The following is a 25,736-nucleotide window of genomic DNA, read 5'->3' on the forward strand; positions in this document are numbered from 1 at the left end:
CCGTACCGGCCGAATTATTGTCATTCCGCGAGGTCAGGGGCGGGGAGTCAGCATCCAGTTCTGGCTCCAGGCGGTGCCGCACGGTGTCACCTGCAGGCTGGTGTCCTCCAGCAGCAGGCCCTCGCGGATGTCCAGGCAGCGCGTGCCGCCGTTGTCGGCGACCCGGCCGGTCGCGTCGAAGGTCCACAGCTGATCGGGGGCGGTGGCCGCGCACTTCTGCTGGACCACGTCCACGGCCCCGTCCGCGCCGGAGAGGCACTCGCCGCTGAGCAGGTTGACGATGTGATGACTGCCGTCCGGCCGGTTCCGGATGCGCCACAGCTGGTTGCGGAAGTCACCGTCGTCGCGCCAGTGCCACAGGTGCGCGCGGCCGCCCGGGTCGGTCGACCAGTTCTCGATGTCCACCACGTAGGACTCCGCCACCGTGGTCGCCGAGCGGCGGCTGACGATGGCCACCACCGTCCCGTCCCTGATGTCGCCGGTCAGCGGCGTGAGGCGGGCGGGCAACGACGGCGCCGCCGGACTGGGTGCGGTGCCCACGGCCGGCCGCTCCGGTCGCAGCACGGTGGCGCCGGCGAAGGCGGCCAGCGCCAGCGCCGCGACGGCCGCGACGGCCAGCCACAGCCGTCGGACGCCCGGCCGGACCGACCCCGTCCGGACCAATCCCGGCGGGAGAGCCGGCGGCGGGAGCGCTGGATGGGGGAGGGCCGGCGCCGGCCCGGCCGGCGTGGGCGACGCGGGCGCGGCGACCGGAGCGGGCGGCGTAGGCGTGGCGGCGGGGTTGGGTGATCTGGGCGTGGCGTCGGTAATGGCCGTGGCGGCGGGGGCGGGTGACGTAGGCGTGGCGGGGGTGGGTGACGTGGCGGACGGTGCGGCCGGCGGCCGGGCGCCGGACGAGAGGATCTCCAGGTGGACGGCCCGCAGTGCGGGGCTGGGGTCCAGGCCGAGCTCCTCGGCCAGGCGGCGCCGGACCGTCGCGTAGTGCTGGAGCGCGTCCGCCGGGCGCCCGCTGCGGGACAGCGCCAGCATGAACTGCCCGGCCAGCCGCTCGTCGAACTGGTCGGTCTCGGTCGCTGTGGCCAGCTCGTGCACCAGGTCGGCGTGCCGGCCGGCGGCCAGCGCCTCGTCGTTGCGGTCGAGTTCGGCCGCGTGCCGCTCCCGCTGCAGGGACGCGCGCACGCCATTCAGCCACGGTGTGTCCAGCGACCCGAACGGGCGACCGCGCCACAGAGCGAGCGCGTCGTCCCGCTTCCCGGCGGCGAGCAGACGCCGGAAGCGGTGCATGTCCACCTGGCCGGGGTCGACCGTCAGGCAGTAGCCGTCGGGGCGCCGGTCGATGCCCGCGTCGGGCGCGAGTGACCGGCGCAGGCCCGAGATGTAGTTGTGCAGAGCCCCGCGTGCCCGCTGCGGCGCGTCGTCACCCCACACCCGGTCGATCAGCTGCGCCACCGAGACCGGCCGTCCGGCCTCGGCCAAAAGCACGGCGAGTACGCAACGCTGCCGCCGCGGGCCGACATCGAGTCGCGCGCCATCCCGGTAGACATCGACTCCATCAAATACCTGGAAGTGCAACGAGGGCCTCCACAACGGATCGTGAGCAGGCGATTTGACGATCGGCGGAGATTTGCGTGAGTGCCGACTGCAACTCTCGTCGACGCCGATGGACGGGGTCAAGACGGTGGTCGGCAAGCTGACCACTGTGGAGCCCCGCAGGTTGCAAACGGGGGTTATCGCATGTCGGCTCGGCCGTTCCACCATGCCCGCATCCGTCTTCTGCTCCAGATCGCCGCCATTGTCGCGCTGCTCGCGCCGATGGCGTGGATCCCTGATCCGGTGCTCGCCGCGCCGTCCGCCCGGGCGGACCGGCCGGTGCCGGTCTCCTCGCTCAAGGCCCACCGCGCACCCGCCCGGCACCTGCCCCGATGGCATCGGGGCGGGACGGCCTGGCCGTCCGGCGGCACCGCGGTGGTCGACGTGGGCCCGGGCGCGGGCGCGGCACGGGTCGCGCCCAGGGCCGGCACGAAAGGCGCCGCGCGCATCGGTGGCCTGCCGCTGAGCCTCCGCCCGCCCGCCGCCACCCCGCGCACCGGCCACCCCGCCGAACCGCGCCCCGCCGCCCCGCCCGCGAGGCCGTCCGCCGCGCCGCCCGCCGCCCCGGCCGCCCCGTCGTCCGTACGCGTCTCGGTCGCCGGTCATGACCTCACCGCCAAGGCCGGTGTCGACGGCGTGCTGTTCACCGCCGTCCGCGCCGACGACGCCCACGGGCCGGCGCGGATCGCCGCCGACATCGGCTACGCCGGTTTCGCCGACGCGTACGGCGCCGACTTCGGTGGCCGCCTTCGCCTGGTCAAGCTGCCGGCCTGCGCGCTCACCACCCCGTCGCGGGCGGAGTGCCGCACGCAGACGCCGGTGCCGGGCGCGGTGAACGTCCGGACCGCCGACGTCGTCTCCACCGACGTCCTCGAGGTGTCGGACGCGGCCGCGTACGCCCTCGCCTCGGGCCCGTCGTCCGACGCCGGCACCTACACCGCCACCAGTCTGTCCCCGACCTACGCGTGGGCCGCCGGCGACCAGGGCGGCGAGTTCACCTACAACGTCCCGCTGCGGGTGCCGCCGTCGCTCGGCGGCCCGGCCCCGGATCTGGCCATGCGCTACTCGTCGGGCTCGGTCGACGGCCGCACGACCTCGACCAACAACCAGACCTCCTGGGCCGGTGAGGGCTGGGACCTGCAGAACGACTTCGTCGAGCGGTCGTTCGAGCGCTGCGGCGACGACGGCTCGACGGCCAACCCGGGCGACCTGTGCTGGTACACCCAGAGCAACGCGACAATGGTGCTCGGCGGCCACTCGACGCGGCTGGTGAAGGACGACGCGACCGGCCGGTGGCGCGGTGAGGCCGACGACGGCTCCCGGGTCGAGCTCCTGACCGACGGCGCCTCCTGGCGGGGCAACGGGGACACGACCGGCGAGTACTGGAAGGTGACCAAGGTCGACGGCACCCAGTACTTCTTCGGTCTGAACCGCCGGTACGAGGGGGATCCGCAGCACACCGACAGCACCCAGAACGTGCTGGTCTACGGCAACAACCCGGGCGAGCCCTGCTACGACCGGTCGTCGTCGGCGTCCGGGCGCGGGTGCACGTGGACGTACCGGTGGAACCTCGACTACGTGGTCGACCCGCGGGGCAACTCGATGACCTACTCGTACGAGGCGTACGTCGGGAAGTACGGCAACTGGAACGCGACCCAGAATTACGCGTACGACATCACCACCCACCTCGCCAAGATCGAATACGGCACCCGGGCCGGCTCGGAAGGCGCCCAGACCGCCCCCATGCGGGTGATGTTCGGCGTGGCCAACCGCTGCTCGGACTTCGACGGCAAGTGCGAGGTCTTCCCGGACACCCCGTGGGACCTGGTCTGCGGGGTCGACTGGAACACCCAGTGCGTACAGACCAGCCCGACGTTCTGGACCCCGTGGCGGCTGTCCGCCGTCGTCACGCAGATTCTCGACCCGGCCACCGGCGGTTATCGGGACGTGGACGGCTGGCATCTGACCCCGGAGTACCCGGATCCGCTCAACGGTGACAGCCCGTCATTGTGGCTGACCCATCTGGAGCACGACGGCGACGGGCTGGCCGAGCCGTTCATGGACTTCAACGGCGTACGGCTGGCCAACCACGTCCTCGGCGCACCGGGCACCGAGCTCAACCACTTCCGGCTCGACGAGGTCGTCAACGGCACCGGCGGGGTCACCGACGTGGACTACTCCCCGGAGCAGTGCACGTCGGACATCGTGGACACGATCAGCAAGAACAACAACCCGTACCGATGCTTCCCGGACGGCGCCACGACCATGTGGTTCCACAAGTACGTCGTCGACGCGGTGACCGAGCACGACCTCACCGGCGGCGGCCCCGACGAGCGGACCACGTACGACTACTCGACCGACGCCGCCAACTCCGACGCGCTGTGGCACTTCGACGCGGCCGAACAGGTGCCGCTGGCCCGGCGGACGTGGAACGACTTCGCCGGGTACTCGGACGTCACGGTCGAGCACGGCCCGGCCGACGGCCTGCGGTCCCGCTCGCACCAGCTCTACCACCGCGGCATGAACGGTGACTACCTGGGCGCCGGGCAGGGCACCCGGTTCGCCTTCGTCACCGACTCGACCGGGGTGAACGCGCTCGACCAGTTCCCGCTGCGCGGCTTCCGGCGCGAGGAACAGACCCTGGACGAGCAGAACGACGTGGTGGCCAAGACCGTCCACCAGCCGACGCTCAACCTCGACCCGGACACCGTCGACGGTGGCACCGCGCACCGGACCGCGTCGTGGCCGGGCGGCACGATGACCGCGTTCATGCTGCGCGAATACCGCACCGACACGTTCACGAAGATCGAGGCCAACGACTCGTGGCGGCAGACCCGCACCGACCGCGGGTTCGACGACAACGGCCTGGTCGACCTGGAGACCGACCAGAACGACGTCGCGGTCGCCGGCGACGACACCTGCACCTCGACCTCGTACGCCCACAACGACGCGACAGGCATGGTCGACCGCGCGGCCCAGGTGCTGACCACCGACTGCGCCGACGACGCGACCGGCGCGCACGTCCTGGCCGGCACGCAGACCCTCTACGACGGGTCGGCCACGGTCGGCGCGCCGCCGGTCGAAGGCCTGCCGACCCGGGTCAACACGCTGGCCGACGCCGCCGGCAGCGCGCTCACCTGGGCGCAGTCGAGCCGATCGGAGTACGACGCCTACGGGCGGGTGACCGGCGCGTACGACGCGCTCAACCGCAAGACCAGCACGATCTACCGGCCCGCGACCGGAGGCCCGCTGACCCGCACGACGGTCATCAACCCGGCCGGCCACGGTACGACCACCACTGTCGACGCCCGGTGGGGCCGGCCGGCGCAGGTGGTCGACGCCAACGGCCGGCGCACACGGATGGAGTACGACCCGCTGGGCCGGCTCACGACCGTCTACAAGCCGCACAACGCCGCGAGCGGGGCCGCCACCGGCTACACCGTGACCGCCGGCAGCACGCCGTACGTCGCCGGTGACACGGCTGTGCCGCTGACCGGCGACGACGAGCACACCCAGATCACCCTGCCGTTCACCTTCGACTACTACGGCACCGGTTACACCAGCGCCTGGCTGTCCACCAACGGCCTGCTGTCGTTCACCGACCATGTCGCCGACGGCGGCAGCACCCCGATCCCGAGCACCGGCGGGCCCAACAACGCGCTCTACGCGTTCTGGGACGACCTGAACATGACCAGCTCGTCCACGGTGAAGACGAAGACCGTGGGCAGCGCGCCCAACCGGCAGTTCGTCATCGACTACCACGACGTCGGGTTCTGGGACAAAGCCGGGACGGTGTCGTTCTCCATCACGCTGGCCGAGACCAGCGGCGTCATCACCTTCAACTACACCGGCATCGACCGGGCCAGCAGCCTCGAGCGGGGCGACGGCGCCACCATCGGCGTGGAGAACAAGACCGGCACGGCGGGCGAGGTCTATCTCGACGACGACCCGATCCTGGCCGACGACACCGCCGTCACCTTCACCCCGGTGACCGCGCCGCAGACCACCGTGCCCGACGTCGCGTACGAGTACACGCTGCGCGCCGACGGCCCCAGCGTGGTGTCGACCCGGACCCTCGCGGCCAACGGCAACCAGGTCCGGTCGTTCGCCCTCTACGACGGCCGGCAACGCCTCCGCCAGACCCAGTCTCTCGCGCCGCAGGTGCAGTCGCCGCAGCCGTCCGACCGGGGCCGGATCATCAACGACACGGCGTACGACGGCCGGGGCCTCACCCGCAGCACGTCCACGTTCTGGGCCGCCGGGGCGCCCGCGGCCACCCTGGCCGCATTCAGCGACGCGGCGGTGCCCAACCAGCACCGGTTCGCCTACGACGGGCAAGAACGCGAGACCAGCGACGCCCTGTACGCGGGCGGCGCCGCCCGCTACCAGACGGTGACCGGGTACGACGGTGACCGCACCTGGACCGTGCCACCGGCCGGCGGCACCGCGACCCTGTCCCTGCTCAACGCGGCCGGGCAGGTCACCCAGCTCCGGCAGTACCTCACCGGCACACCGCCGGCCGCCGGCACGTACCAGCACACCGACAACACCTACGACCGGCTCGGCCGCCTGACCGCCACCACCGACCCGGCCGGCAACCAGTCCACCACCACCTACGACCGGCGTGGGCGGGTCACCGCGACGAGCGACCCGTCGGCCGGCGCGCAACACCTGACCTACGACGACGCCGGGCAGCTGACCACCTCCACCGACGGGCGGGGCGTGTCCCTGTCGTACGCGTACGACGGCCTCGGCCGGCGCACCGCCGTGCACGACGGCACCGGCACCGGCGGCTTCAAACGGGCCGGCTGGGTCTACGACACGGTCGCCAAGGGGCAGCTGACCTCGTCGACCCGGTTCGTGAGCGGCACCGAGAGCTACACCACCGCGTACACCGGCTACACCGACCAGTACCAGCCTCTGGGCGTCTCGGTGACGCTGCCGGCCATCGCCGGGCAACCGTCGGGCACCTACACGGTCGGGCACACCTACCGGCCGGACGGGTCGGAGGCCACCACCACCTATCCGGCGGCCGGTGGTCTGGCCGCCGAGACGGTCACCACCACCTACGACGACACCGGCCGGCCGCTCACCCTGGCCGGGACGGACACCGTGGTGGCCAGTACGGCCTACCACGGGTACGGGGCGGTGAAGGAGAGGGTGCTCGGCGCCGGCACCGGGCAGGTCCGGCAGACCACCCTGTTCGACGAGGCGACCGGCCGGCTCACCCGGGCCACCACCGACACCCGCGACCAGGCCACCTGGAACACCAGGCTGGATCGTTCCTTCGCCTACGACAATGCCGGCAACCTCACCACGGCCGGCGAGGCGTCCGCGTCCAACGAGTGCTTCCGTTACGACGCGCTGCGCCGGCTCACCCAGGCGTGGACGACCACGGCCGCCTGCGCGGCGAACCCGGCACCGGCGGCCGTGGGCGGCCCGGACGCGTACTGGTCGAGCTACACCTGGACGAGCACCGGCGACCGGGCTACCGAGGTCGACCACGCGGCCACCGGCGACACCACCCACACGTACACCTATCCGGCGGCCGGGGCCCGCCACTCGGTCAGCACGGTGACCGCCACCGGCGCGAGCACCGGCACCGACGGCTACACCTACGACACGGCCGGGAACGTCACCGGCCGGACCAGGTCCGGGTCGGCCGCGCTGACGTTCGCCTGGGACAGCGAGGAGCACCTGGCCTCGACCGGCGGCGGCACCGCGACGCAGTACCGCTACGACGCCGACGGCAACCGGCTCATCGCCCGCGACCCGGCCGGGGCGACCGCCTACCTGCCCGGTTTCGAGCTCCGGACCACCACGTCCGGGACCACGTGTACGCGCTACTACGGCACGGCCGCGGTCCGCTCCACCGGCGGCGGACTCTCGTTCCTGTCCCGCGACCCCAACGGCACCGCCGAACTGGCCGTCAGCGCCACCGACCGGTCGGTGACGCGCCGCCGCCTCGACCCGTTCGGCAACCCCCGCGGCACCGACCCGGCCTGGCCGGACCAGCATGGTTTCGTCGACGGCCCTCGCGACGCGACCGGCCTGACCCATCTGGGCGCCCGCGAGTACGAGCCCGGCACCGGCCGGTTCATCTCACCCGACCCGGTACCTCATCCCGACGACCCGCAACAGGCCGACGGCTACACCTACGCCGCCGGCAACCCGGCGACCTTCACCGACCCGACCGGCACCACCACCTGCCGCGGCCCGCAGGAGTGCGCCGGCGACCCCTGCAACGGCCACGCCTGCCCGGCCGACCCGGTCAAGAAACTCGTCCACAAGGATCCGTCGCAGGCCTATCGCAAGCCGGCGCCGAAGAAGGCGATGGGCAAGCGCACCCCGATCGTCAAGGGCATCCGCCCGTATTCACCGCCGCCGAGGACCGGCCTGCGTCACCGCGCGCCGGCGTCCGGCCAGGATCAGCTCGCGTGCGCACTTCGGCTGCAGTTCGGGTCGGACTGCAAACCGGCCATGGCCAACCGCGGCGCGGGTGAGGATGCCGGAACCTACACTCTCGGCGTCTGCACCTACGGCGGCGTCGCGGCCTATGTCGGAGTCTCGGGCTCGTTGTGCGTCGGCGCCGACTCGGACATGCACATCGGCGCCTGGGCCGTGGCCGGCGTGAGCGAAGGAGCTCAGTTCGGCACGAGTCAGGGCGACGCCATGTACGTCTCCGACGGTTCGGTCCGGGACCAGGGCGGGCCGTTCCAGACCGAGACGCTGAGCATAGGCCAGCTCATGTTCGAGAAGGCGACCGGGAGCAGTGATCACGGCCCGGTGCACTCCTACATGGTCGGCTACGCCTCCGAAGGAGCCAGCTTCGGCTACGCCGGCGGCACCAGCTACACCTGGGTGTGGGCCTGGCCGTAGACCCCGACGACCACCGACCCCCGCGCCGGACGGACAGCGCGGGGGTCGCGGGCATAGAGTCGGGTGGATCGATGCCGTTACCGGGAGGTCGGGATGCGTTCACGGTGGATCGGGCGGGCCGGGGTCGCCCTGGCCGCGGTAACCGCACTGGTGGCGCCGCCGGGGATCGCCCAGGCGCACGACCGGGTGTCCGGCGTCGTGCGGGCGATCATGCGGCAGATGAGCCTACGGGAAAAGGTCGGTCAGCTCTTCGTCGTCGAGGTGTACGGGCAGGACGCCGACTCGGTGACGCCGGCGACGGCCGCCCGGAACCAGGCGCTCTACGGTGTCGACACGCCGGCCCAGGTGATCGCCAAGTACCAGCCGGGCGGCGTCATCTACTTCGACGCGCGGCGCGGGCCGGACAACGTCCAGAATCCCCGCCAGATCGCCACGCTGTCCAACGGGCTGCAGCGGGCGGCGTTGCGGCGCCGCGTACCCATCCCGTTGTTGATCTCCACCGATCAGGAAGGGGGCTCGGTCGTCTACCGGCTCACCGCGCCGGCCACCGCGATGCCGGGCAACATGGCGCTCGGCGCCGGCCGGTCGACCCGTGACGCCAGGCAGTCGGCGCGGGTCATCGGCAGTGAGCTGGCCGCCGTGGGCATCAACCAGGACTACGCGCCGGTCTCCGACGTCAACGTCAACCCGGCCAACCCGGTGATCGGCGTACGCTCGGCCGGCTCCGACCCGGCCCTGGTGTCGGACATGGTCGGCGCCCAGATCGACGGCTACCACGCCGGTGGGGTCGCCACCGTGGCCAAGCACTTCCCGGGGCACGGCGACACGGCCGTCGACAGCCACTTCGGGCTGCCCGAGGTCACGCACACCCGCGAGCAGCTCGAGGCGATCGACCTGCCTCCGTTCCGGCGGGCGATCAGCCGTGGCGTCGACACGATCATGACCGCGCACGTGGTGCTCAAGTCGGTCGACCCGAGCGGCGCCCCGGCCACCATGTCCCGTCCCATCCTGACCGGACTGCTCCGGCAGCAACTGGGGTACGACGGGCTGATCGTCACCGACGCCCTCGACATGGGCGGGGCCACCGCCGACTACCCGCCCGACGTGGCCCCGGTCAAGGCGTTCCAGGCCGGCGCCGACCAGCTGGTGCTCGCCCCGCGGATGGACACCGCGTTCGCCGCCGTCCTGGCCGCCGTGCACAGCGGGGCCATCTCGCGGCAGCGCCTCGACGAGTCGGTCGCCCGGATCCTGACGCTCAAGCTCGAGCGCGGCCTGTGGCGGCCGTTCGCCGACCCGGCCCGGGCCGAGCGTGTCGTCGGGACCGCGGCCCACAAGGCGGCCGAGCAGCGGATCACCGACCGGACGATCACGCTGGTCAAGAACGATGACGCCCTGCCGGTCGAGCGGCCGGGCAAGGTGCTGGTGACCGGCTGGGGCGTGACGACGACGAGCACGCTGGGCGCGGCGATCGGCCGGCGCGGTTCGACAGTGACCGTACGCGAAACCGGCGCGACGCCGACGCAGAGCGCGATCGACGGTGCCGTGGCCGCGGCCGCCGATCAAGACCTGATCGTGGTCAGCACCATGAACGCCAACACCGCGCAGCAGTCACTGGTCCGGGCCCTGCTGGCCACCGGCCGGCCGGTCGTCGTCACGGCCGTGCGCAACCCGTACGACATCGCGCTCTTCGCAGAGGTGAAGGCCTACCTGGCCAGTTACGGCTACACGGCGGCGTCGCTGGAGTCGCTCACCCGGGTGCTGTTCGGCGAGGTCAATCCGACCGGGAAGCTGCCGGTCGCGATACCTTCGCTCTACCCGTACGGATACGGCCTGAGTTATCGAGCCGGTTGACCCGAACCGGTGAACGGCACGTAACGAGCGGATTCTCCGCCGATCTGTGGGGACGATGCCACCAGATGATCCGGAGGAGACCGATGGTCGTACGATCCTGCCTGCTCGCCGTGACCGCCGCGGCCGTTCTCGTCGCGGGCACCGGGCTACCCGCGCGGGCGGCGACACCCACCGACAAGGCCGCCGTGCTGAACTCCTGGACGCAGCCGAGCGCGGCGAGCTTCGCCAAGTGGCGCACGGCCCGCGCCGACAAGGGGGCCTGGAAGGCGTACGGGTTCGACTGGTCCACCGACGGCTGCACGGGCGGACCGGACCGGCCGTTCGGGTACGACTTCCGGCTCGCCTGCTACCGGCACGACTTCGGCTACCGCAACTACGGCCGGGCCGGCGACTTCAAGGCGAACAAGGTGCGGCTGGACCGGGCGTTCCTGGGCGACATGCAACGGACCTGCGGCCACGCGCCACTGTGCCTGGTGCTGGCGGCCACCTACTACCGGGCGGCGGTCAGGTTCGGTCACGCATGATGGTCTGCAGCAGGTCGGGGATCTCGAAGACGGCGCGGTTGCCGATCCGGCCGACGGCGGCCCGGAACCGTGCCAGGTCGGCGACCACGTGCCCGACGCCCTCGCGGACGTCGCGGAACGACTCGAGGACGACGCCGACGTTGTTCTCCTGGACCCACTCGGTGTTGTAACGCTCCTGGTGCATGGTCCAGGCGTTGCGGACGACGATGACCGGCAGGCCCTGGCTGATCGCCTCGCTGATGCTGCCCGGCCCGGGCTTGCCGATGAAGAAGTCGCACATCCGCATGTAGCGGCGTATCTCCGAGGTGAACCCGACGACCACCCGTGGGGCCGAGGACTCCATCGCCCGGATGGCGTCGGCCAGGTCGGCGTTGTGCCCGCAGATGAAGATCAATTGGGTGTCGGCCAGGCGCCGGGCGATGACCCGCATCTGCTTGGAGCCGTGGCCGCCGAACATCACCATGCCGGTCGGCCGGTCCGGGTCCAGGCCCAGTTCGCGCATGGTGGCGGCCCGGTCCCCGGCCTGGTCGAGGTAGAAGTCGGGGTGGATGACCATGCCGGAGGTGCGGTGGATGCGGGCCGGGTCGCAGCCGGCCGCCCGGGCCTGAAGCACCGCCCGGGGCGTGCCGCAGATCCAGTGCTGGGCCTGCCGGGGATGAATCCAGTAGCCCGGCGGCAGGTCGGCGAAGTCGGTCAGCACCGTCACGTACGGGGTGTCCGGAAGGGACAGCTTGACCGAGTCGAACATCTGCCGGTTGAAGTGCGGCACCAGCGAGACGACCAGATCGGGGCGGCTCACGTCCCAGTACGCCTGCATCCGCTTGACCAGCGCGCGGTGTCCCATCCGCAGCGCCGCCTGCAACACGTACCGCTCTCGCGCCAGGCCCAGGGTGAGGCCGCGCTCGAGCCGGATGTTGTAGTACTCCTCGGGCCGTCGGGTGGTGATCCGGCGGACCCGGTCCTGCGGGTCGAGGATGTCGACCAGGTCGATCAGGCGGATCCGCCAGGGGCGTTCCTGCTCACGGATGGCCGCGTCGAGGGCCACGGCGGCCGCACGGTGGCCACCGCCGGCCTTGATGTAGACGACGTCGATGGTCCGGGTGTCCACGGTCGTAGCGGTCAGCAACGAAAGACCCTTTTGGAGTGGGGGCTGGCCTTTGACCGCTGGTCTTACCGTGTGGGGACAACTCCCCGCCACAAACGTGTGAGCTGTTCTCCTGACGTTCGCCGGTCTGCTACGAGGTGGCGGCGAGGAGACGTTCACCCAACGCGCGGGCGGCCGAGCGGATCTCCGGGCCGCCCTCGATGCGGTACGGCGCGCGCAGGACGGCCAGCTGTTCGGCGTACCAGACGGGACTGCTGGTCGATCCGGTCAGCCGGCTGGTGGTCGCGGTGACCGGCTCGACCCGGCCGAGGACGCGCGGCAGCCCGGTGAGCTCGGCCGCCGGCGCCTCGATCAGCGTGCTGGCGGTGAACTCCCAGCCCACGGCCAGGTGGTCCTCGAGGTCGGCGACCGGGTCGAGGCCGTGCGGCGGGACGAAGACCTCGGAGCCGGGTACGACGTGGGCGATGCGGTCGATCCGGTACGCGCGCCGCGCTCCCGCCCCGTGCGACCAGCAGAGCAGATACCACCGCCCGTGCCGCACGACGACCGCCCACGGGTCGACCTCGGACGTCCACCGCGTACCGGCCTCGGAGCGGTACTCGACACCGACCCGGCGGCACCCGGAGACGGCCCCCACGAGCGCGGCGGCGATGTCCGGGTCGGGCCGGGCGGCCCCGCGGTCCGGGGCGGGCGCGGCGGTCCGGCGTACCGCCTCGGCCTGGGCCGCGACCGGCTCCGGGAGCGCTCGCATGATCTTGGTGAGGGCGCTGCCGACCGGGTCGGTGGCGTCGTTGGCGTCGTGGTGGCCGTCGAGCACGGACATCACCAGCCCGAGGGCCTCGGTGGCACTGAACATCAGCGGGGGCAGGCGCAGGCCGCGACCCAGGCGGTAGCCGCCGTACGGGCCGCGGGCCGACTCGACCGGGATGCCCGCCTCGCGCAGGATCTCGGCGTAGCGCCGGGCCGCCCGCTCGGTCACGCCCAGCTTTTCGCCCAGCCGCTCGGCGGTGATGCCCGGGCTGCTCTGGATCAGCTCCAACGCCAGCAACGCGCGCGCCGCCGGACTCGTCTTCTGCAAACCGGAAGCCTTTCGTCCGGAACCGACCCTAGCATCGTGACCATGACCTACGCTCGCCACGCCGACCCGCCGAGGGCGGCCGTCGCCGGGCTGACCGGGGAGGATCCGCCGCGATGAAAGAGCCGTACACCGCCGGGCAGATCACCGTCGTGCCGGCCAACGAAGCCACCTGGGCCGACGTCGACGCCGTGTTCGGCGCGGCCGACGCGGGCCGCTGCCGGTGCCAGCGCTACAAGGTGATGGGCTGGATCTGGCGCGACTCGACCCAGGAGGAACGCACCGCGTCGCTGCGCGCCCAGACCGCCTGCGACCAGCCCGGCGCACCGGCCACGAGCGGGCTGATCGCGTACGCCGATGACGAACCGGCGGGCTGGGTCGCGGTCGAGCCGCGCACCGCGTACCCGAAATATCGCTCCTCCCGCATCCCCTGGGCCGGCCGCACCGAGGACCCGGACGACCACGACGTGTGGGCGGTCACCTGCATGGTCGTACGCAAGGGTTACCGCGGGCGCGGGCTCACCTACCACCTGGCCGAGGCCACGATCGGTTACGCCCGGGAACGTGGCGCCCGGGCCCTCGAGGCGTACCCGATGAACACCCAACCCGGCAAGACCATCACCTGGGGCGAACTGTCGGTCGGGCCGCGGCAGGCCTTCGAGGACGCCGGCTTCAAGGAGATCACCCACCCGACGGCCCGCCGCTACGTCATGCGCCTCGACTTCTGACCGGCACCCCTTCGACCGCTGCCCCCGCGCACTCGCCCTTCGCCCGGCATTCACCCGGCGCTCACGTCGGCGTTTGACCAGTCTCGCTAGCCTGCGCCGATGGGCCAGGGGTACACACCAGGGACGATCCGATGGGCCGGATTCGGCGCGGCCGGCCTGCTCGCGCTGGCCGGCGTGCTCGGCGGCGCCCACCCCGGCGGCAACGTGATGTCCACACCCCTCTCGGTCGCCACGGGACCCTACGGTCCCCTGGTGCTCGGCGGCTGGCTGCTCGGCACCGCCGGCCTGGTCTGGGCCTGGTGGACCCTGCGCGACCGCGTGCCGTCGCCTGGCTGGGCGGTCGCCACGATCCTCCTGTGGACCATCCCGTTCCTGCTCGTGCCGCCGATGGGCAGCCGCGACGTGTTCTCGTACGCCTGCCAGGGCCACCTGTTCGCCAACGGCCTGAGCCCCTACACGTTCGGCGTCGACACGCTGCCGTGTCCCTGGGTGGAGGCGGTCTCGCCGATCTGGCGCGACACACCCGCCCCGTACGGGCCCCTCTTCGTTCTGGCCACGGCCGCGGCGGTCGCCCTGAGCGGCTCCCTGGTCGGCGTGATAGTGGTGTTGCGGCTGCTGACGGTGGCCGGGCTGGGCCTGATCCTGCTGGCCCTGCCGCCGCTCGCCCGACGTGGTGGTGTGCCGGTGCGGCGGGCGTTGTGGGTGGCCATGGCCGGGCCGTTGATCGGTGCGCACCTGGTCGGAGGGCCGCACAACGACGCGCTGATGATCGCGGCGGTGGTCGGGGCCATGGCCGTTCTGGTAGTCGGGCGGCCTGTGGACGGCCGCCGGCCTGTGGACGACGGCACGGATTCGCCTGACGCGCGCGCTACATTGCCGCCCACCCACCAGGGCGGGGGAGGTGGCGGCCGCGCGCGCGAGAACGTGATCTTGAATGCCGGCGGCGGGACCGCACTGATCGCGGCACTGGCCGGGGTACTGCTCGGGCTGGCGGTTGCCGTCAAGGTCACGGCGATCGTGGTGGTGCCGTTCGTGGCCCTGCTGGCGGTGCCGAGGCCGCTGCGGGCGGGCTCGGCCGTGCGGGCGCTCGCGCTGGTCGGTGGGGTCGCCGCGGCCACCATGGGCGGCGTCACGGCGGCGACCGGGCTGGGACTCGGCTGGATGGCCGGCATGACCCACACCAGCGACCTCATCCAGTTCACGTCGCCACCGACAGCGGTCGGGATGACCGCCACGTACGTGGGCCGACTCTTCTGGGCGGACTTCGACGCGGTGCCCGCCGTACGCGGCGTCGCCCTCGTGCTCCTCGCCGGCACCGTGCTCTGGCTGTGGATCCGTGCGCTGCGGTCGGACCAGCCGATCCGGGCCGCGCTGCGAGGGGCGGCCCTGGCCAGCACCGCGATGATCGCTTTGGCGCCCTCGTTCCACCCCTGGTACGTGATGTTCCCGCTGATCCTGCTGGCGGTCACCTCGACGCGCACCGACCTGGTGATGATCGCTACCGGGGTGGCCGCGTTCCTGGTGCTGCCGGACGGAGGCGGGCTGGCCCGCTACGTGAAGTTCCCGGGCGCGCCGATCATGACGGTGGTGATCGGGTACGTGCTGTGGCGGTACCGGGGAATGCGGTCAGCGGACCCGGGCCCCGGCCCGGAAGACGGCCCGGACGTCCCGCAGCCGGGCCAGGTCGGCGACCGGGTCACCGGCGACCGCGAGCAGATCGGCGTCGGCGCCGGGACGGATCCGGCCCTTGCGGTCGCCCACCCGGCAGACGTCGGCGGCGACGCTGGTGACCGTGCTCAGCGCCTCGACCGGTGACCAGCCGAGCTCGGCCAGCTCCGGCGGTGCGTACACCAGCACGTCGTGCGGCTTGGCCGGACCGACACCGGCGTCGGTGCCCGCGACCATGGTCGCGCCCAGCTCGTGCAGCTTCCGCCACGCCTCCCCGATGGCGGCCGCCCGGGCCTGATACGACGGTGGCGTCGGCACGCCGGGCACCGTCCCGGCCAGGGTGCCGAGTGCGACGGGCGCCGCGGCCAAGGCCTCCAGCAGCGCCGGGTCGGCGTCCACCCAGTCCTCGGTGACGAAGGTGACATGCTCGATCGAGTCGGCGCCGGCGGCCAGCGCGTCCCCGATCGCCCCGGCGCCGTGTGCGTGCGCGGCCACCGGCAGGCCCAGGCGGTGTGCCTCGTCGACGACGATTCGCAGCTCGTCCCGGGTGTACTGGCTCTCGTGCATCGCCGAGCCGGGCGTCATGTGACCGCCGCTGGCCATGATCTTCACGACGGCGCAGCCACGCTCGTACCGCTCCCGGACGGCCGCGCGGAGGGCCTCCGGGCCGGCCGCGGCTCCGCCGAGGAAATGACAGTGTCCGCCCGGCGTGGTGATCGGTGGTCCGGCGGCGACGATCTCCGGACCTTCCGGCCAGGTACGCAGCTCCAATGCCAGATAGCCGCGATCGCCGAGATCCCGGACGGTCGTGATGCCGGCGTGCAGGGCGCGCCGGGCGGCCAGCCGCATCCGGTCGAGCACTGTCGCGTCGTCCGCCTCGATCAGCGACGCGACAGCGGTCGGGGACGCGTCGAAGGCCAGATGCGTGTGCGTATCGACCAGCCCCGGCAACAGTGTCACGTCACCGAGGTCGACCACGTCATCGGGCACCTCGCCGGTGACCGCCGTGATCAGTCCATCCTCGACGAGGACGGTCGACGGGCCGTGCATCGTGGCGCCGTCGAACAACCGGGCCGCGCGTATCGCCATCCGCATGGTTGTCGACCCTAGGAATCCGCGGTTCGCCGCCACCGCTCCGCAAGGAAAGCAGGCAACAAGTCTGCCCCGGACGGTACGAGCGAGCCGGCCGCGGTGCGGGCGCTCACACTCGTCACCGGCGAACCGCAGTCAGCGGATCCGAACCCCGGCCCGGAAGACCGCCCGGACGTCGCGCAGCCGGGCGAGATCCGTGGACGGGTCACCGGCGACCGCGAGCAGGTCGGCGTCGGCGCCCGGACGGATCCGGCCCTTGCGGTCGCCCACGCGGCAGACGTCGGCCGCGACGCTGGTGACCGCGCTCAGCGCCTCGACCGGTGACCAGCCCAGGTCGACCAGCTCCGGCGGCGCGTAGACCAGCGCGTCATGGGGTTTGGCGGGGTTGATCCCGGCGTCCGTGCCGGCCACGACGGTCGCGCCGAGCTCGTGCAGCTTCCGCCAGGCCTCCTGAATGACGGCCGCCTGCTTCTGGAACGCCGGCGGCACCGGCGTGCCCGGCACCGTCCCGATCAGGATGCCCAGTGCGACCGGCGCCGCGGCCAGAGCCTTCACCAGCGCCGGGTCGGTGTCCACGCCGTCCTCGGTGACGAATGTGAGGTGCTCGATCGTGTCGACCCCGGCGTCGAGCGCGTCGCGGATGGCGCCGACCCCGTGTGCGTGCGCCGCCACCGGCAGGCCCAGGCGATGCGCCTCGTCGACGACGATCCGCAGGTCGTCCGCGGTGTACTGGCTCGCGTGGATGGGGGAGCCGGGCGTCATCCGGCCGCCGCTCGCCATGATCTTGACGAGGTCACAGCCGCGTTCGTGGCGTTCGCGGACGGCGGCGCGAAGGGCGTCCGGGCCGGCCGCGGTGCCACCGAGGAAATGACAATGCCCGCCCGGCGTGGTGATCGGTGGTCCGGCGGCGATGATCTCCGGACCCTCCGGCCAGGTACGCAAGGCCAGCGTCAGGTAGTCGCGGTCGCCCAGGTCACGGACGGTCGTGATGCCGGCGTGCACGGCGTGCCGGGCGGCCACGCGCATCCGGTCGAGCACCGTCGCGTCGTCGGACTCGATCAGGGCCGGGACCGCGGTCGGCGAGGCGTCGAAGACCAGGTGTACGTGCGGGTCGACGAGCCCCGGCAGCAGGGTGGCGTCACCGAGGTCGAGCACGTCGCCGGCCACGTCACCGCCGACCGTGGTGATCAGTCCATCCTCGACGGTGACGGTCGACGGGCCGTGCATCCGTGTGCCGTCGAACAACCGTGCCGCCCGTATCGCGATCCGCATGGTTGTCGACCCTAGGAATGCACGGCCCGCCGGACCGTACCGGCAGCCGTCAGGGCAAGAAGTCTGCCCGGGAAGGTCAGCTCAGAGCGAACTTCTGTCCCGCGGCGCCGTTGCAGTCGTAGATCTGCAGCCGGGTGCCGTTGCCGGTGTTGCCGTTGGGCGAGTCGAGGCATCGCCCCGACTGCGGGTTGCGCAGCGATCCGTCGGCCTGCTGCTGCCACACCTGCCCGCCCACGCCGTTGCAGTCGTAGAGCTCGACCGGCGTGTTGTTGGCGGTGCCGTTGCCGTTGACGTCGAGACAACGTCCGAGGGTACGCAGGGCGCCGTTGCTCTGGTGGAACCAGTGCTGGTCGACGGCGTAGCTCTGGCAGTCCCACAGCTGCACCGCTGTCGTGTTACCGCCGTTGTCGTCGCCGGCCACGTCCACGCACTTCCCGCCCGGTGCGGTCGTCACCCCGCCGCCGTTGACCGCGAACTTCTGTGCGGCGGCGCCGTTGCAGTCGTAGATCTGCAGCCGGGTGCCGTTGCCGGTGTTGCCGTTGGGCGAGTCGAGGCACCGCCCCGACTGCGGGTTGCGCAACGATCCGTCGGCCTGCTGCACCCACTTCTGCCCGCCGACGTTGTTGCAGTCGTACAACTCGACCTGGGTGTTGTTGGCCGTGCCGTTGCCGTTGATGTCGAGACAACGTCCGAGGGTACGCAGGGTGTTGTCGGCGTAGTGCTGCCAGTGCTGGTCCGACGCGTACGTCTGGCAGTCCCACAACTGCACCCCCGCCGCGTTGACGCCGGTGTCGTCGGCCGCCACGTCGACACATTTGCCGCCCGGCCCGGTGACGGTGCCGCGTGGGCCGTTCGGCACGTTCGTCTGCCCCGAGTAGCCGGCCGCGACGATGTTGGCCTGCACCGCGTTGTCGGCCGCGTCGGTCGGGTAGCCCGACGTCATCACGCCCTCGAAGAAGGTGCCCCGGTTGCGGTTGCTGTTGTCGCCGCCCGTACCCAGGATGATCGAGCCCTCCTGGTGCATCGGCATGTAGCCGCCGCGGTTGGGCAGGGCGCCGTTCCACCACGTCGTCAGGGCGCCGGACTGCGAGTTACCGCCCTTCAGCGCGTACGTCGTCTGCCCGTTGTTCTTCAGCAGCGCTGTCACGTAGGTGCTGTTGTTGCCCAGGTTCGCCGTGTTCGAGCCGTTGGCCCCCTGGAACATGCCGTTCTCCAGGTCGGCCTCGACCCACGGCCCCGACCCCGTGCACGGCGCGAAGTAGCACGTGGTGGCGATGCTGACCGCGTCCATGTGCCCGTTGCCGGTGTCCGCCACCTCGATCTCAGCGTTGCCGTAGTCGAAACAGCAGTCCGAGCCGACGTGCGTGCCACTGGCCACCATGTACATGCCCTCGGGCTGCCCGTTGACCGCGGTGCCGGAGGCGGCCCGGCGGCGGTAGCCGTGCTGCGGCGAGATCCAGATGCCGTACACCTTGTGCCCGCCCGCGCTGACCGCGATCTCGCTGGCGTCGGCCGGATAGTCGGCCGGTCCCGCGGTGCCCGCGGGCGACACGGTGAGATCGTTGTGCCGAGCCGTCTGGTCGTAGATCTTCGTGATCGAGCAGGTGGTGCCGTTGCAGAAGGCGTCGTGGTCGGCCGCGTTGGCGTACCCGCCGGCGGCCAGGAGCCCGACGTCGTGCGTGGCCCGGTCCGACGCGCGGGTCACCTGGTAGAGCGGCCCGTTGTACGAACCGAACAGCGCGCGTGTGGTGCTGTGCGCGGCCACACAGGGCGTGCCGGCCGAGCCGTAGATGTCGCACGGCCCGGTCCCGGCCGCCTGCGCGGCACTGCCGGCCACTCCAAGCAGGCCGCTGACCAGCACCAATACGGCGGCGAGGCGGGGGATGGGGGAGAAGCGGGGTCTGCGCATGGGCGCTCCTCAGCGGGGATGTGTGACAAACATTTAAGTTTGTGAACGTAATCCGGAAACTACGCCCCACTGCGCGAACGAGTCAATGTCCGATCGACGATGTTCAATAATGTTCGATCCTTCACTCCTCCGCCCGCCCCTGGCCGCGCTTTGCTCTGCGCACCAACCACTTGGTGGGGGCGAGGAGTCAGCCCTTGATGGCGCCTGAGGTCATGCCCGCCACGATCTGGCGATTGAAGAACAGGAACATGATCAGCGGGGGGATGGTGACCAGGAGGATGTCGGTGAAGAGCAGGTTGTACTGGGTGTTGAACTGGCTGTAGAAGTTGTAGAGGGTCAGCTGGACGGTGGCGTTCTGCTCGCCGGGCAGGAAGTACAGCGGGTTCACGAAATCGTTGAAGACGTTCACCGACTGGACCAGGATCGCGGTGATCGCGACCGGGCGCAGCAGCGGGAAGATCACGCGGAAGAACAGGCGCAGCGGGGTGGCGCCGTCGATGATCGCGGCCTCGTCGAGTTCGCGGGGGATCGTGGCGATGAACGCCCGGAACAGCAGGATGCAGAACGACAGGCCGAACGCCACCTCGACCAATATCAGGCCGGGCATCGTGCGGAACAGGCCCAGGCGCTGCAGCACCCAGATGGTCGGCACCACGGCGGGGGGCATGATCAGGCCGGCCAGGACCAGGATGTTGACCAGCGGGTTCCAGCGGCCGGCGCGGCGCTGCAGCGTCCACGCGACCATCGCCGACAGGATGACCATGATGGTCACGCTGGCGACGGTGAGGATGGTGCTGTTGATGAAGGCGATGATCAGCAGGTAGTCGCGGGCCTCGATGACGGCCATCAGGTTGTCGACGAACTGGAACTGGCGCGGCCAGGCGAAGGTCAGCTCGGACGCCTGGCCGCGGTCCATGAACGAGGTCAGCAGGATGAAGGCGAACGGTACGAGGAACACCACGACCGATGCCAGGATCGCGGCGGCGCTCACCAGATAGTTCGGCTTCTTCCAAGAAATCACAGCTCGACCTCCTTGCGGTTCAGGAAGCGCCACAGCGGGAAGACGATGGCCGTCACGACGATGAAGAGCACCACGTTGCCGGCGGTGGACAAACCGTAGAAGCCGGCCTGGTACTGCTTGTAGATCACCGACGCGATCACGTCCGAGGTGAAGCCGGGGCCGCCGCGGGTCATCGCCCAGATCAGGTCGAACGACCGCAGGCCGCCGATCAGCGACAGGATGACGACCGTGACCGTGGCCGGGCGGGCCAGCGGCAACGTGATCGACCTGAAGTTCTGCCACGCGCTCGCCCCGTCGACCCGGGCGGCCTCGAAGTAATCCTGCGGGATCGACACGATGCCGGCGATGTAGATCAGGGTGGCCAGGCCGACGCCCTTCCAGACGTCGACCAGGGCCACCGACAGCAACGCGTACGACGGATCGGTGAGCCAGCCCGGACCGTCGACCCCGACCGCTCCCAGCGCCTGGTTGATCAGGCCGCGTTCGGGGTTCATCAGGATCGTGAAGGTCAGCCCGACCCCGATCGTGCTGACCAGGGTCGGGAAGAACACCACCGAGCGGAGGTATCCGCGGGCGATGATCTGCGAGGTGAGCAGGATGGCCAGGGCCATGCCGAGCACCACCTTCAGGCCGGACGTGACGACGGCGTAGACCAGCGTGTGCCACAGGCCGGAGAACAGCGCCGGCTCCCGGAAGAACAGCGCGTAGTTGCCGAAGCCGATGAACTCGTTGGTGAACAGGCTCCACCGGGTCAGGCTGAAATAGAGCGCCAGCACGGTCGGGATCAGGAACAGCACCCCGTACACGGCCGCGGCGGGCGCGTAGAACCAGTAGGGGTACGGGCGGCCCACTACCAGCCCTCCAGCCCGAGTTGCTGGGCCTGCTTCTTCACATCCTCGTCGTAGAGGGCGGCGCCGGCCTGCGCCTTGCGGATGCCGGAGCCCACCTCGACGCAGATCTGCTCCAGTGCCGGGCCCTTGACCGGGGACAGGAACTCCAGCGCCAGGCTGGACGTGTTCTGCCCGTCGATGTAGGTCTGCATGTCCTTGGCCACCTGGGGCACGTCGGCCGGCAGCGGGCAGCCGGTCACCGCGTACGGGCCGGTCGGGGCCGCGCCGGCCGACTGCGAGGTGCAGCCGTCGGGGCTGCCCACGAAGGCCAGGAACTTCTTGGCCGCGTCGAGCTTGGCGTCCTTCGTGGTCTGCGGGATGTAGAGGCCGTTGGGCGTCCACACGGTCAGGCCGTTCTTGGCCGCGTCGGTGCCGGGGATCGCGAACAGGCCGACGTCCTTCAGTTTGTCGGGGTAGTTGGCGGCGATCGTGGCGATGGTGCCGGACAGGATGGGGTAGTGGACGCCCTCGCCCTTGGCCACCATCCGCAGGCCGTCGTCCAGCTTGGCCGACGCGAAGTCGGAGTTCAGGTATCCGGCGTCGTGCACCTCCTGCAGGTGCTGGAAGCCGAGCAGCGCGGCCGGGTCGGTGGCGTACTTGGCCTGGTTCCTGGTGTACCGGTCGGGGAAGCCGGGCTCGGCCGCCAGCACGTTGTGGAAGTCGCCCAGGATGAACAGCTGGGAGGTCCAGGTCTCCTGGTACGTCTGGATCACCGGTGCGGCCTTGCCGTCGGACTTGATCCGGGCGTTGTTGGCCATGAACTCGGCCCAGGTCTTCGGCACCCGCAGGCCGAGCCGGGCGTAGACGGCGCGGTTGTACATGATCGCGCCGGCCGAGAAGGTGCCCCACGGTACGCCGTAGAGCTTGCCGCCGGCCGACACCGTCTTCTTGAAGTTGTCGTCGAGTTTGCCCGCGTACGGCTGGTCGCTCACGTCGACCAGGTTCTTCTGTGGCGCGATGGCCTGGAACAGCGAACCCGAGTTGTACATGAACACGTCGGTCATGTCCCCGGTGGACAGTCGCGTCTTGATGATGTTGTCGCCCTCGGTCCCGGCCGGGCGGGTCTCCACCTTGACCGTGATGTTCGGGTTCTTGGCGGTGAAGTCCCGGGCCAGCTGCTCGCCGGTGCGGACGGTGTCCTCGGAGTTGTCGACCAGCAGCGACAGGGTCACCTTGCCGCCGTCGCCGCCGTTGTCGTCACTGGAACCGAGGCTGCCGGCGCTGCACGCGCTCCCGGCGGCCAGCGTCGCGGCGGCCAGCGCCACGGCGGTTATCACGCGAAACTTCATATCGACCTCTCGAGAAGGGTTTCCAGGGCGGTGCGGAAGGCCTGTGCGCCGGGGATGTAGCCGCGGCCGGTGGCCACGTCGGCCAGGTCGGTGGAGGGCGCGTCGAGGTAGCGCGCGAGGCGGCCGGCCAGGGCGGCCTCGTCGGCGGCGACGCCGGCCTCGGCCGCCGCGGCGACCACGCGGTCCCAGCTGGGCCGGTGGTCCATCAGCTGCCGGATGGTCGCTCCGGTGGGCAGGCCGGGTTCTTCCGCGTACGGGTCGTCGACGGTCCATTCGTGTACGCCGTGAGCCACGTCGACGATGTCACCACCGGGCACCTCGACCGTGGCCGTGCTGCCCACCGGCACCGTGACCCGCAGGGTGAGCCGGCCACCGGACCGCTCCCACGCCACCGCGGCCTCGCCGTACGGGGTCAGGTGCCGCGCACTCGCCGACGTCAGCGTGTGCGCCGGCAGCGGGCGTACCGAAAGGGTGCGATAGCCCGCCGAACCCGGCGCCAGACCGGCGACCCGGCGGTGCATCCAGTCGGCCACCGCGCCCAGCGCGTAGTGGTTGAACGAGGTCATCTGACCCGGGTTGACGCTCCCGTCGGGAAGCATGCTGTCCCACCGTTCCCACACCGTCGTCGCGCCCATCGTCACCGCGTACAGCCAGGACGGGCAGCCGGTCTGCAGCAGCAGCCGGTACGCCAGCCCGGGCTCGCCCGCGTCGGTGAGCACGTCGGTCATCAGCGGCGTGCCGACGAACCCGGTGCTGATCCGGAATCCGGCCGCCCGGACCAGATCGGCCAGCCGCCGCCCCGCCCGTTCGCGTTGCTCCTCGTCCGGCAGCAGTCCCCAGCGCAGGGCCAGCGCATAGTTGGTGGCCGAGTCGGACAGCACCCGGCCGCCGGCGGTCGTGTACTCGCGGGCGTACGCCGCGCGGGCCCTTGCGGCCAGGTCGGCGTAGCGGTCCCGGGCCACGGTGTCGCCGGCGACTCCGGCCGCGTCGGCGGTGAGTTGCGCGGAATACGCCAGATGGGCGGTGGCGATCACGTCCGGGTCGGCTTTGGCCCGGAACGGGTCGTCCGGCGGCGCGGTCGGGTCGAGCCAGTCGCCGAACTGGAAGCCGCCCTGCCACAGCAGGTCCGGCCCGGCCAGCTCGGCCATCCGGTCGACCCAGGCGCGCATGCTCGGCAGCTGGCGGGCGAGCAGGCCGGCGTCGCCGTGCGCCCGGTAGACCACCCACGGCACGACTGTCGCGGCGTCGCCCCAGGCGGTGGCGGCCGGGCCGGCGTCGCGGATCACGTCCGGGATCACGTACGGGACCGAACCGTCCTTGTGCTGCTCGGCGGCCAGGTCGGCCAGCCAGTTGGTGAGGAAGCCGGCGCTGTCGTAGAGAAACGTGGCGGTGGGCGAGAAGACCTGGATGTCGCCGGTCCAGCCGAGCCGTTCGTCGCGTTGCGGGCAGTCGGTGGGTACGTCGAGGAAGTTGCCGCGCATGCCCCGGACGACGTTCCCGTGGAAGCGGTTGAGCAGTTCGTGTGAGCTCTCGAACCAGCCGGTGCGCTCCAGGTCGGAGTGGATGACGACGGCCTGGATGTCGTCCGTGGCCGGCTCGGCGCCGGTGATCTCGGCGTAGCGGAAGCCGTGGAAGGTGAGTTCGGGTTCGAGCGTGACCTCGTCGGGGCCGGCCAGGATCCAGGTGTCGGTGCATTTCGCGGTGCGCAGGGGGCGCACGCCGAGCTCGCCGTCCTCCAGCACCTCGGCGTGTCGCAGCACGATCTCCTGGCCGCTCTGCCCGTTCCGTACCCGTAGCCGCACCCGCCCGACGACGTTCTGTCCGAAGTCGACGAGGGTCCGGCCGCTTCTCGACGCGAAGATCCTCTGGGCCGGGATCACCTCGGTCACGCGTACGGGTGGTCCGTCCGGCGCCACGAGCAGGCCGAGGTCGGCGTCCACGACCTCGACCGGGTTGGTGTCGCCGGCGATCCGGCGCAGGTCCGTGGTCTGGCCGTCGTACAGGTCGTTGGCGGTCACGGTGCTCGCCCGGGCGGTCCAGGAGCCGTCGGTGGCGAGCACGTGGACCTGCCCGTCGCCGGTGGTCACCTCGAGCTGGGCCAGCAGGGCGATCCGGTCGCCGTAGACGGCCCGCTGGTCGCGGAAGCCGAGGCGCCCGCGGTACCAGCCGTTGCCGAGCTGGATGTCGAGGCGGTTGGTGCCCGCGCGGATCAGTCCCGTGACGTCGTAGGTCTGGTAGCGCAGCCGGTGCTGGTAGGCGGTCCAGCCGGGGGCGAGCTGGTGGTCGCCGACCCGCCGGCCGTTGAGGTGCGGGATGTAGAGGCCGTGGGCGGTGGCGTAGAGCCGGGCCTTGGTCGCGCCGGCGGGCAGGTCGACGGTGGCGCTGAGGATCGGTGCCTCGGCGTTCCGGACGTCCTGGATGAAGCGGGCCGTCCAGTCGCCCGGGTCGAGCAGGCCGGCTTCGGCTTCGGCGTACTCGCTCCACCCGGGGTTGTCGTTGATCCGCACCCGCACCCTGACTCGGTCCCGGGACCTCAGCGGCGCCGCCGGCCACGGGACCAGCACCTGCTCGTCCGACGCGACCCGGAATGTCCGGGCCGGTTCGTCGTTGCGGGTGATCTCCAGCTCGTACGCGGTCTGGGGTTCGTCGTTCCACCAGGACAGCCGGGGCGCGGGGGTGCCGATGCCGAGCGCGTCGGTCTGGTGTTCGAAGCGGAGCCGGTGGGGCATGCCGCTGCCTCCTGAAACGATTCATTACGACGGCGGAAATGTTGATGAGGCTTTTCCGGAAGATGTCGGGGGGATTGCGGTGGTCTCCCGATCCTGCGTGGCCCAGCTCACGAC

At 71.4% G+C, this 25,736-nt stretch carries 14 protein-coding genes and 1 pseudogene; 5 read left to right on the forward strand and 10 right to left on the reverse strand.

Translation table 11 applies throughout. The features are described from left to right. Positions 1 to 33 precede the first annotated feature (33 nt). On the reverse strand, positions 34 to 1,758 hold the full coding sequence (locus ACGFIO_RS36845) for a BTAD domain-containing putative transcriptional regulator (RefSeq protein ID WP_392834017.1): 1,725 nt from the start codon (positions 1,756 to 1,758) through the stop codon (positions 34 to 36). Between ACGFIO_RS36845 and ACGFIO_RS36850 the strand changes: the two genes are divergently transcribed. From ACGFIO_RS36850 to ACGFIO_RS36860, 3 genes are all read left to right on the forward strand, one after another. Beyond that, positions 1,735 to 8,469, forward strand: a complete 6,735-nt coding sequence (locus tag ACGFIO_RS36850; RefSeq protein ID WP_392834019.1) for an RHS repeat domain-containing protein — start codon at positions 1,735 to 1,737, stop codon at positions 8,467 to 8,469. The two genes, ACGFIO_RS36845 and ACGFIO_RS36850, sit on opposite strands and share 24 nt — an antisense overlap. A gap of 93 nt (positions 8,470 to 8,562) precedes the next feature. Next, entirely contained in the window at positions 8,563 to 10,320 is a 1,758-nt protein-coding gene (locus ACGFIO_RS36855; RefSeq protein WP_392834020.1) for a glycoside hydrolase family 3 protein, read from the forward strand. Between the two features lie 83 nt (positions 10,321 to 10,403). Then, the gene (locus ACGFIO_RS36860) at positions 10,404 to 10,844 is read left to right on the forward strand and encodes a phospholipase (protein ID WP_392834023.1); all 441 of its coding nucleotides are present in this window, start codon (positions 10,404 to 10,406) and stop codon (positions 10,842 to 10,844) included. On the opposite strand, the gene ACGFIO_RS36865 is transcribed toward ACGFIO_RS36860, so the two are convergent. Continuing rightward, positions 10,825 to 11,970 carry a glycosyltransferase gene (locus ACGFIO_RS36865; RefSeq protein ID WP_392834025.1) on the reverse strand — a complete coding sequence of 382 codons (1,146 nt, stop codon included), beginning with the start codon at positions 11,968 to 11,970 and terminating at the stop codon, positions 10,825 to 10,827. The genes ACGFIO_RS36860 and ACGFIO_RS36865 overlap by 20 nt on opposite strands. Positions 11,971 to 12,079: 109 nt before the next feature. Further along, positions 12,080 to 13,027, reverse strand: coding sequence for a helix-turn-helix transcriptional regulator (locus ACGFIO_RS36870; RefSeq protein ID WP_392834028.1), 948 nt, complete (start codon positions 13,025 to 13,027; stop codon positions 12,080 to 12,082). A gap of 113 nt (positions 13,028 to 13,140) precedes the next feature. Between ACGFIO_RS36870 and ACGFIO_RS36875 the strand changes: the two genes are divergently transcribed. Together ACGFIO_RS36875 and mptB are read left to right on the forward strand one after the other, a co-directional pair. Next, positions 13,141 to 13,752: a GNAT family N-acetyltransferase gene (locus ACGFIO_RS36875; protein WP_392834030.1), complete on the forward strand. Its 612-nt coding sequence runs from the start codon at positions 13,141 to 13,143 to the stop codon at positions 13,750 to 13,752. A gap of 207 nt (positions 13,753 to 13,959) precedes the next feature. After that, positions 13,960 to 15,291 (forward strand): annotated as a pseudogene (gene mptB / locus ACGFIO_RS36880) (polyprenol phosphomannose-dependent alpha 1,6 mannosyltransferase MptB); the annotation flags it as partial. A gap of 87 nt (positions 15,292 to 15,378) precedes the next feature. Here the strand turns inward: mptB and ACGFIO_RS36885 are convergent. From ACGFIO_RS36885 to ACGFIO_RS36915, 7 genes are all read right to left on the reverse strand, one after another. Next, positions 15,379 to 16,515 (reverse strand): amidohydrolase family protein, encoded by a 1,137-nt coding sequence (locus ACGFIO_RS36885; protein ID WP_392834032.1) that lies wholly within the window; start codon positions 16,513 to 16,515, stop codon positions 15,379 to 15,381. Between the two features lie 132 nt (positions 16,516 to 16,647). Continuing rightward, positions 16,648 to 17,784 (reverse strand): amidohydrolase family protein, encoded by a 1,137-nt coding sequence (locus ACGFIO_RS36890; RefSeq protein WP_392834034.1) that lies wholly within the window; start codon positions 17,782 to 17,784, stop codon positions 16,648 to 16,650. Positions 17,785 to 17,860: 76 nt separating this feature from the next. Then, positions 17,861 to 19,693 carry an arabinofuranosidase catalytic domain-containing protein gene (locus ACGFIO_RS36895; protein ID WP_392834037.1) on the reverse strand — a complete coding sequence of 611 codons (1,833 nt, stop codon included), beginning with the start codon at positions 19,691 to 19,693 and terminating at the stop codon, positions 17,861 to 17,863. A gap of 187 nt (positions 19,694 to 19,880) precedes the next feature. After that, positions 19,881 to 20,714: a carbohydrate ABC transporter permease gene (locus tag ACGFIO_RS36900; RefSeq protein WP_392834039.1), complete on the reverse strand. Its 834-nt coding sequence runs from the start codon at positions 20,712 to 20,714 to the stop codon at positions 19,881 to 19,883. Beyond that, complete coding sequence (locus ACGFIO_RS36905) at positions 20,711 to 21,565, reverse strand: carbohydrate ABC transporter permease (RefSeq protein WP_392834041.1); 855 nt, start codon at positions 21,563 to 21,565, stop codon at positions 20,711 to 20,713. Before ACGFIO_RS36905 ends, ACGFIO_RS36900 begins: the two co-directional genes overlap by 4 nt. Beyond that, positions 21,565 to 22,893 (reverse strand): ABC transporter substrate-binding protein, encoded by a 1,329-nt coding sequence (locus ACGFIO_RS36910; RefSeq protein ID WP_392834044.1) that lies wholly within the window; start codon positions 22,891 to 22,893, stop codon positions 21,565 to 21,567. The genes ACGFIO_RS36905 and ACGFIO_RS36910 overlap by 1 nt, the downstream gene beginning before the upstream one ends. Further along, positions 22,890 to 25,622: a family 78 glycoside hydrolase catalytic domain gene (locus tag ACGFIO_RS36915; RefSeq protein WP_392834047.1), complete on the reverse strand. Its 2,733-nt coding sequence runs from the start codon at positions 25,620 to 25,622 to the stop codon at positions 22,890 to 22,892. The genes ACGFIO_RS36910 and ACGFIO_RS36915 overlap by 4 nt, the downstream gene beginning before the upstream one ends. Positions 25,623 to 25,736 lie beyond the last annotated feature (114 nt).

It is taken from the genome of Actinoplanes sp. NPDC049265 (assembly GCF_043197135.1).
Taxonomy (GTDB): domain Bacteria; phylum Actinomycetota; class Actinomycetes; order Mycobacteriales; family Micromonosporaceae; genus Actinoplanes.

What these genes read in the sequence shown, in the direction of transcription:
- ACGFIO_RS36895 (WP_392834037.1), bottom strand. Translation starts at nt 19,693, where the DNA reads ATGCGCAGACCCCGCTTCTCCCCCATCCCCCGCCTCGCCGCCGTATTG.
- ACGFIO_RS36915 (WP_392834047.1), bottom strand. Translation starts at nt 25,622, where the DNA reads ATGCCCCACCGGCTCCGCTTCGAACACCAGACCGACGCGCTCGGCATC.
- ACGFIO_RS36885 (WP_392834032.1), bottom strand. Translation starts at nt 16,515, where the DNA reads ATGCGGATGGCGATACGCGCGGCCCGGTTGTTCGACGGCGCCACGATG.
- ACGFIO_RS36845 (WP_392834017.1), bottom strand. Translation starts at nt 1,758, where the DNA reads ATGGTGGAACGGCCGAGCCGACATGCGATAACCCCCGTTTGCAACCTG.
- ACGFIO_RS36890 (WP_392834034.1), bottom strand. Translation starts at nt 17,784, where the DNA reads ATGCGGATCGCGATACGGGCGGCACGGTTGTTCGACGGCACACGGATG.
- ACGFIO_RS36850 (WP_392834019.1), top strand. Translation starts at nt 1,735, where the DNA reads ATGTCGGCTCGGCCGTTCCACCATGCCCGCATCCGTCTTCTGCTCCAG.
- ACGFIO_RS36860 (WP_392834023.1), top strand. Translation starts at nt 10,404, where the DNA reads ATGGTCGTACGATCCTGCCTGCTCGCCGTGACCGCCGCGGCCGTTCTC.
- ACGFIO_RS36910 (WP_392834044.1), bottom strand. Translation starts at nt 22,893, where the DNA reads ATGAAGTTTCGCGTGATAACCGCCGTGGCGCTGGCCGCCGCGACGCTG.
- ACGFIO_RS36875 (WP_392834030.1), top strand. Translation starts at nt 13,141, where the DNA reads ATGAAAGAGCCGTACACCGCCGGGCAGATCACCGTCGTGCCGGCCAAC.
- ACGFIO_RS36855 (WP_392834020.1), top strand. Translation starts at nt 8,563, where the DNA reads ATGCGTTCACGGTGGATCGGGCGGGCCGGGGTCGCCCTGGCCGCGGTA.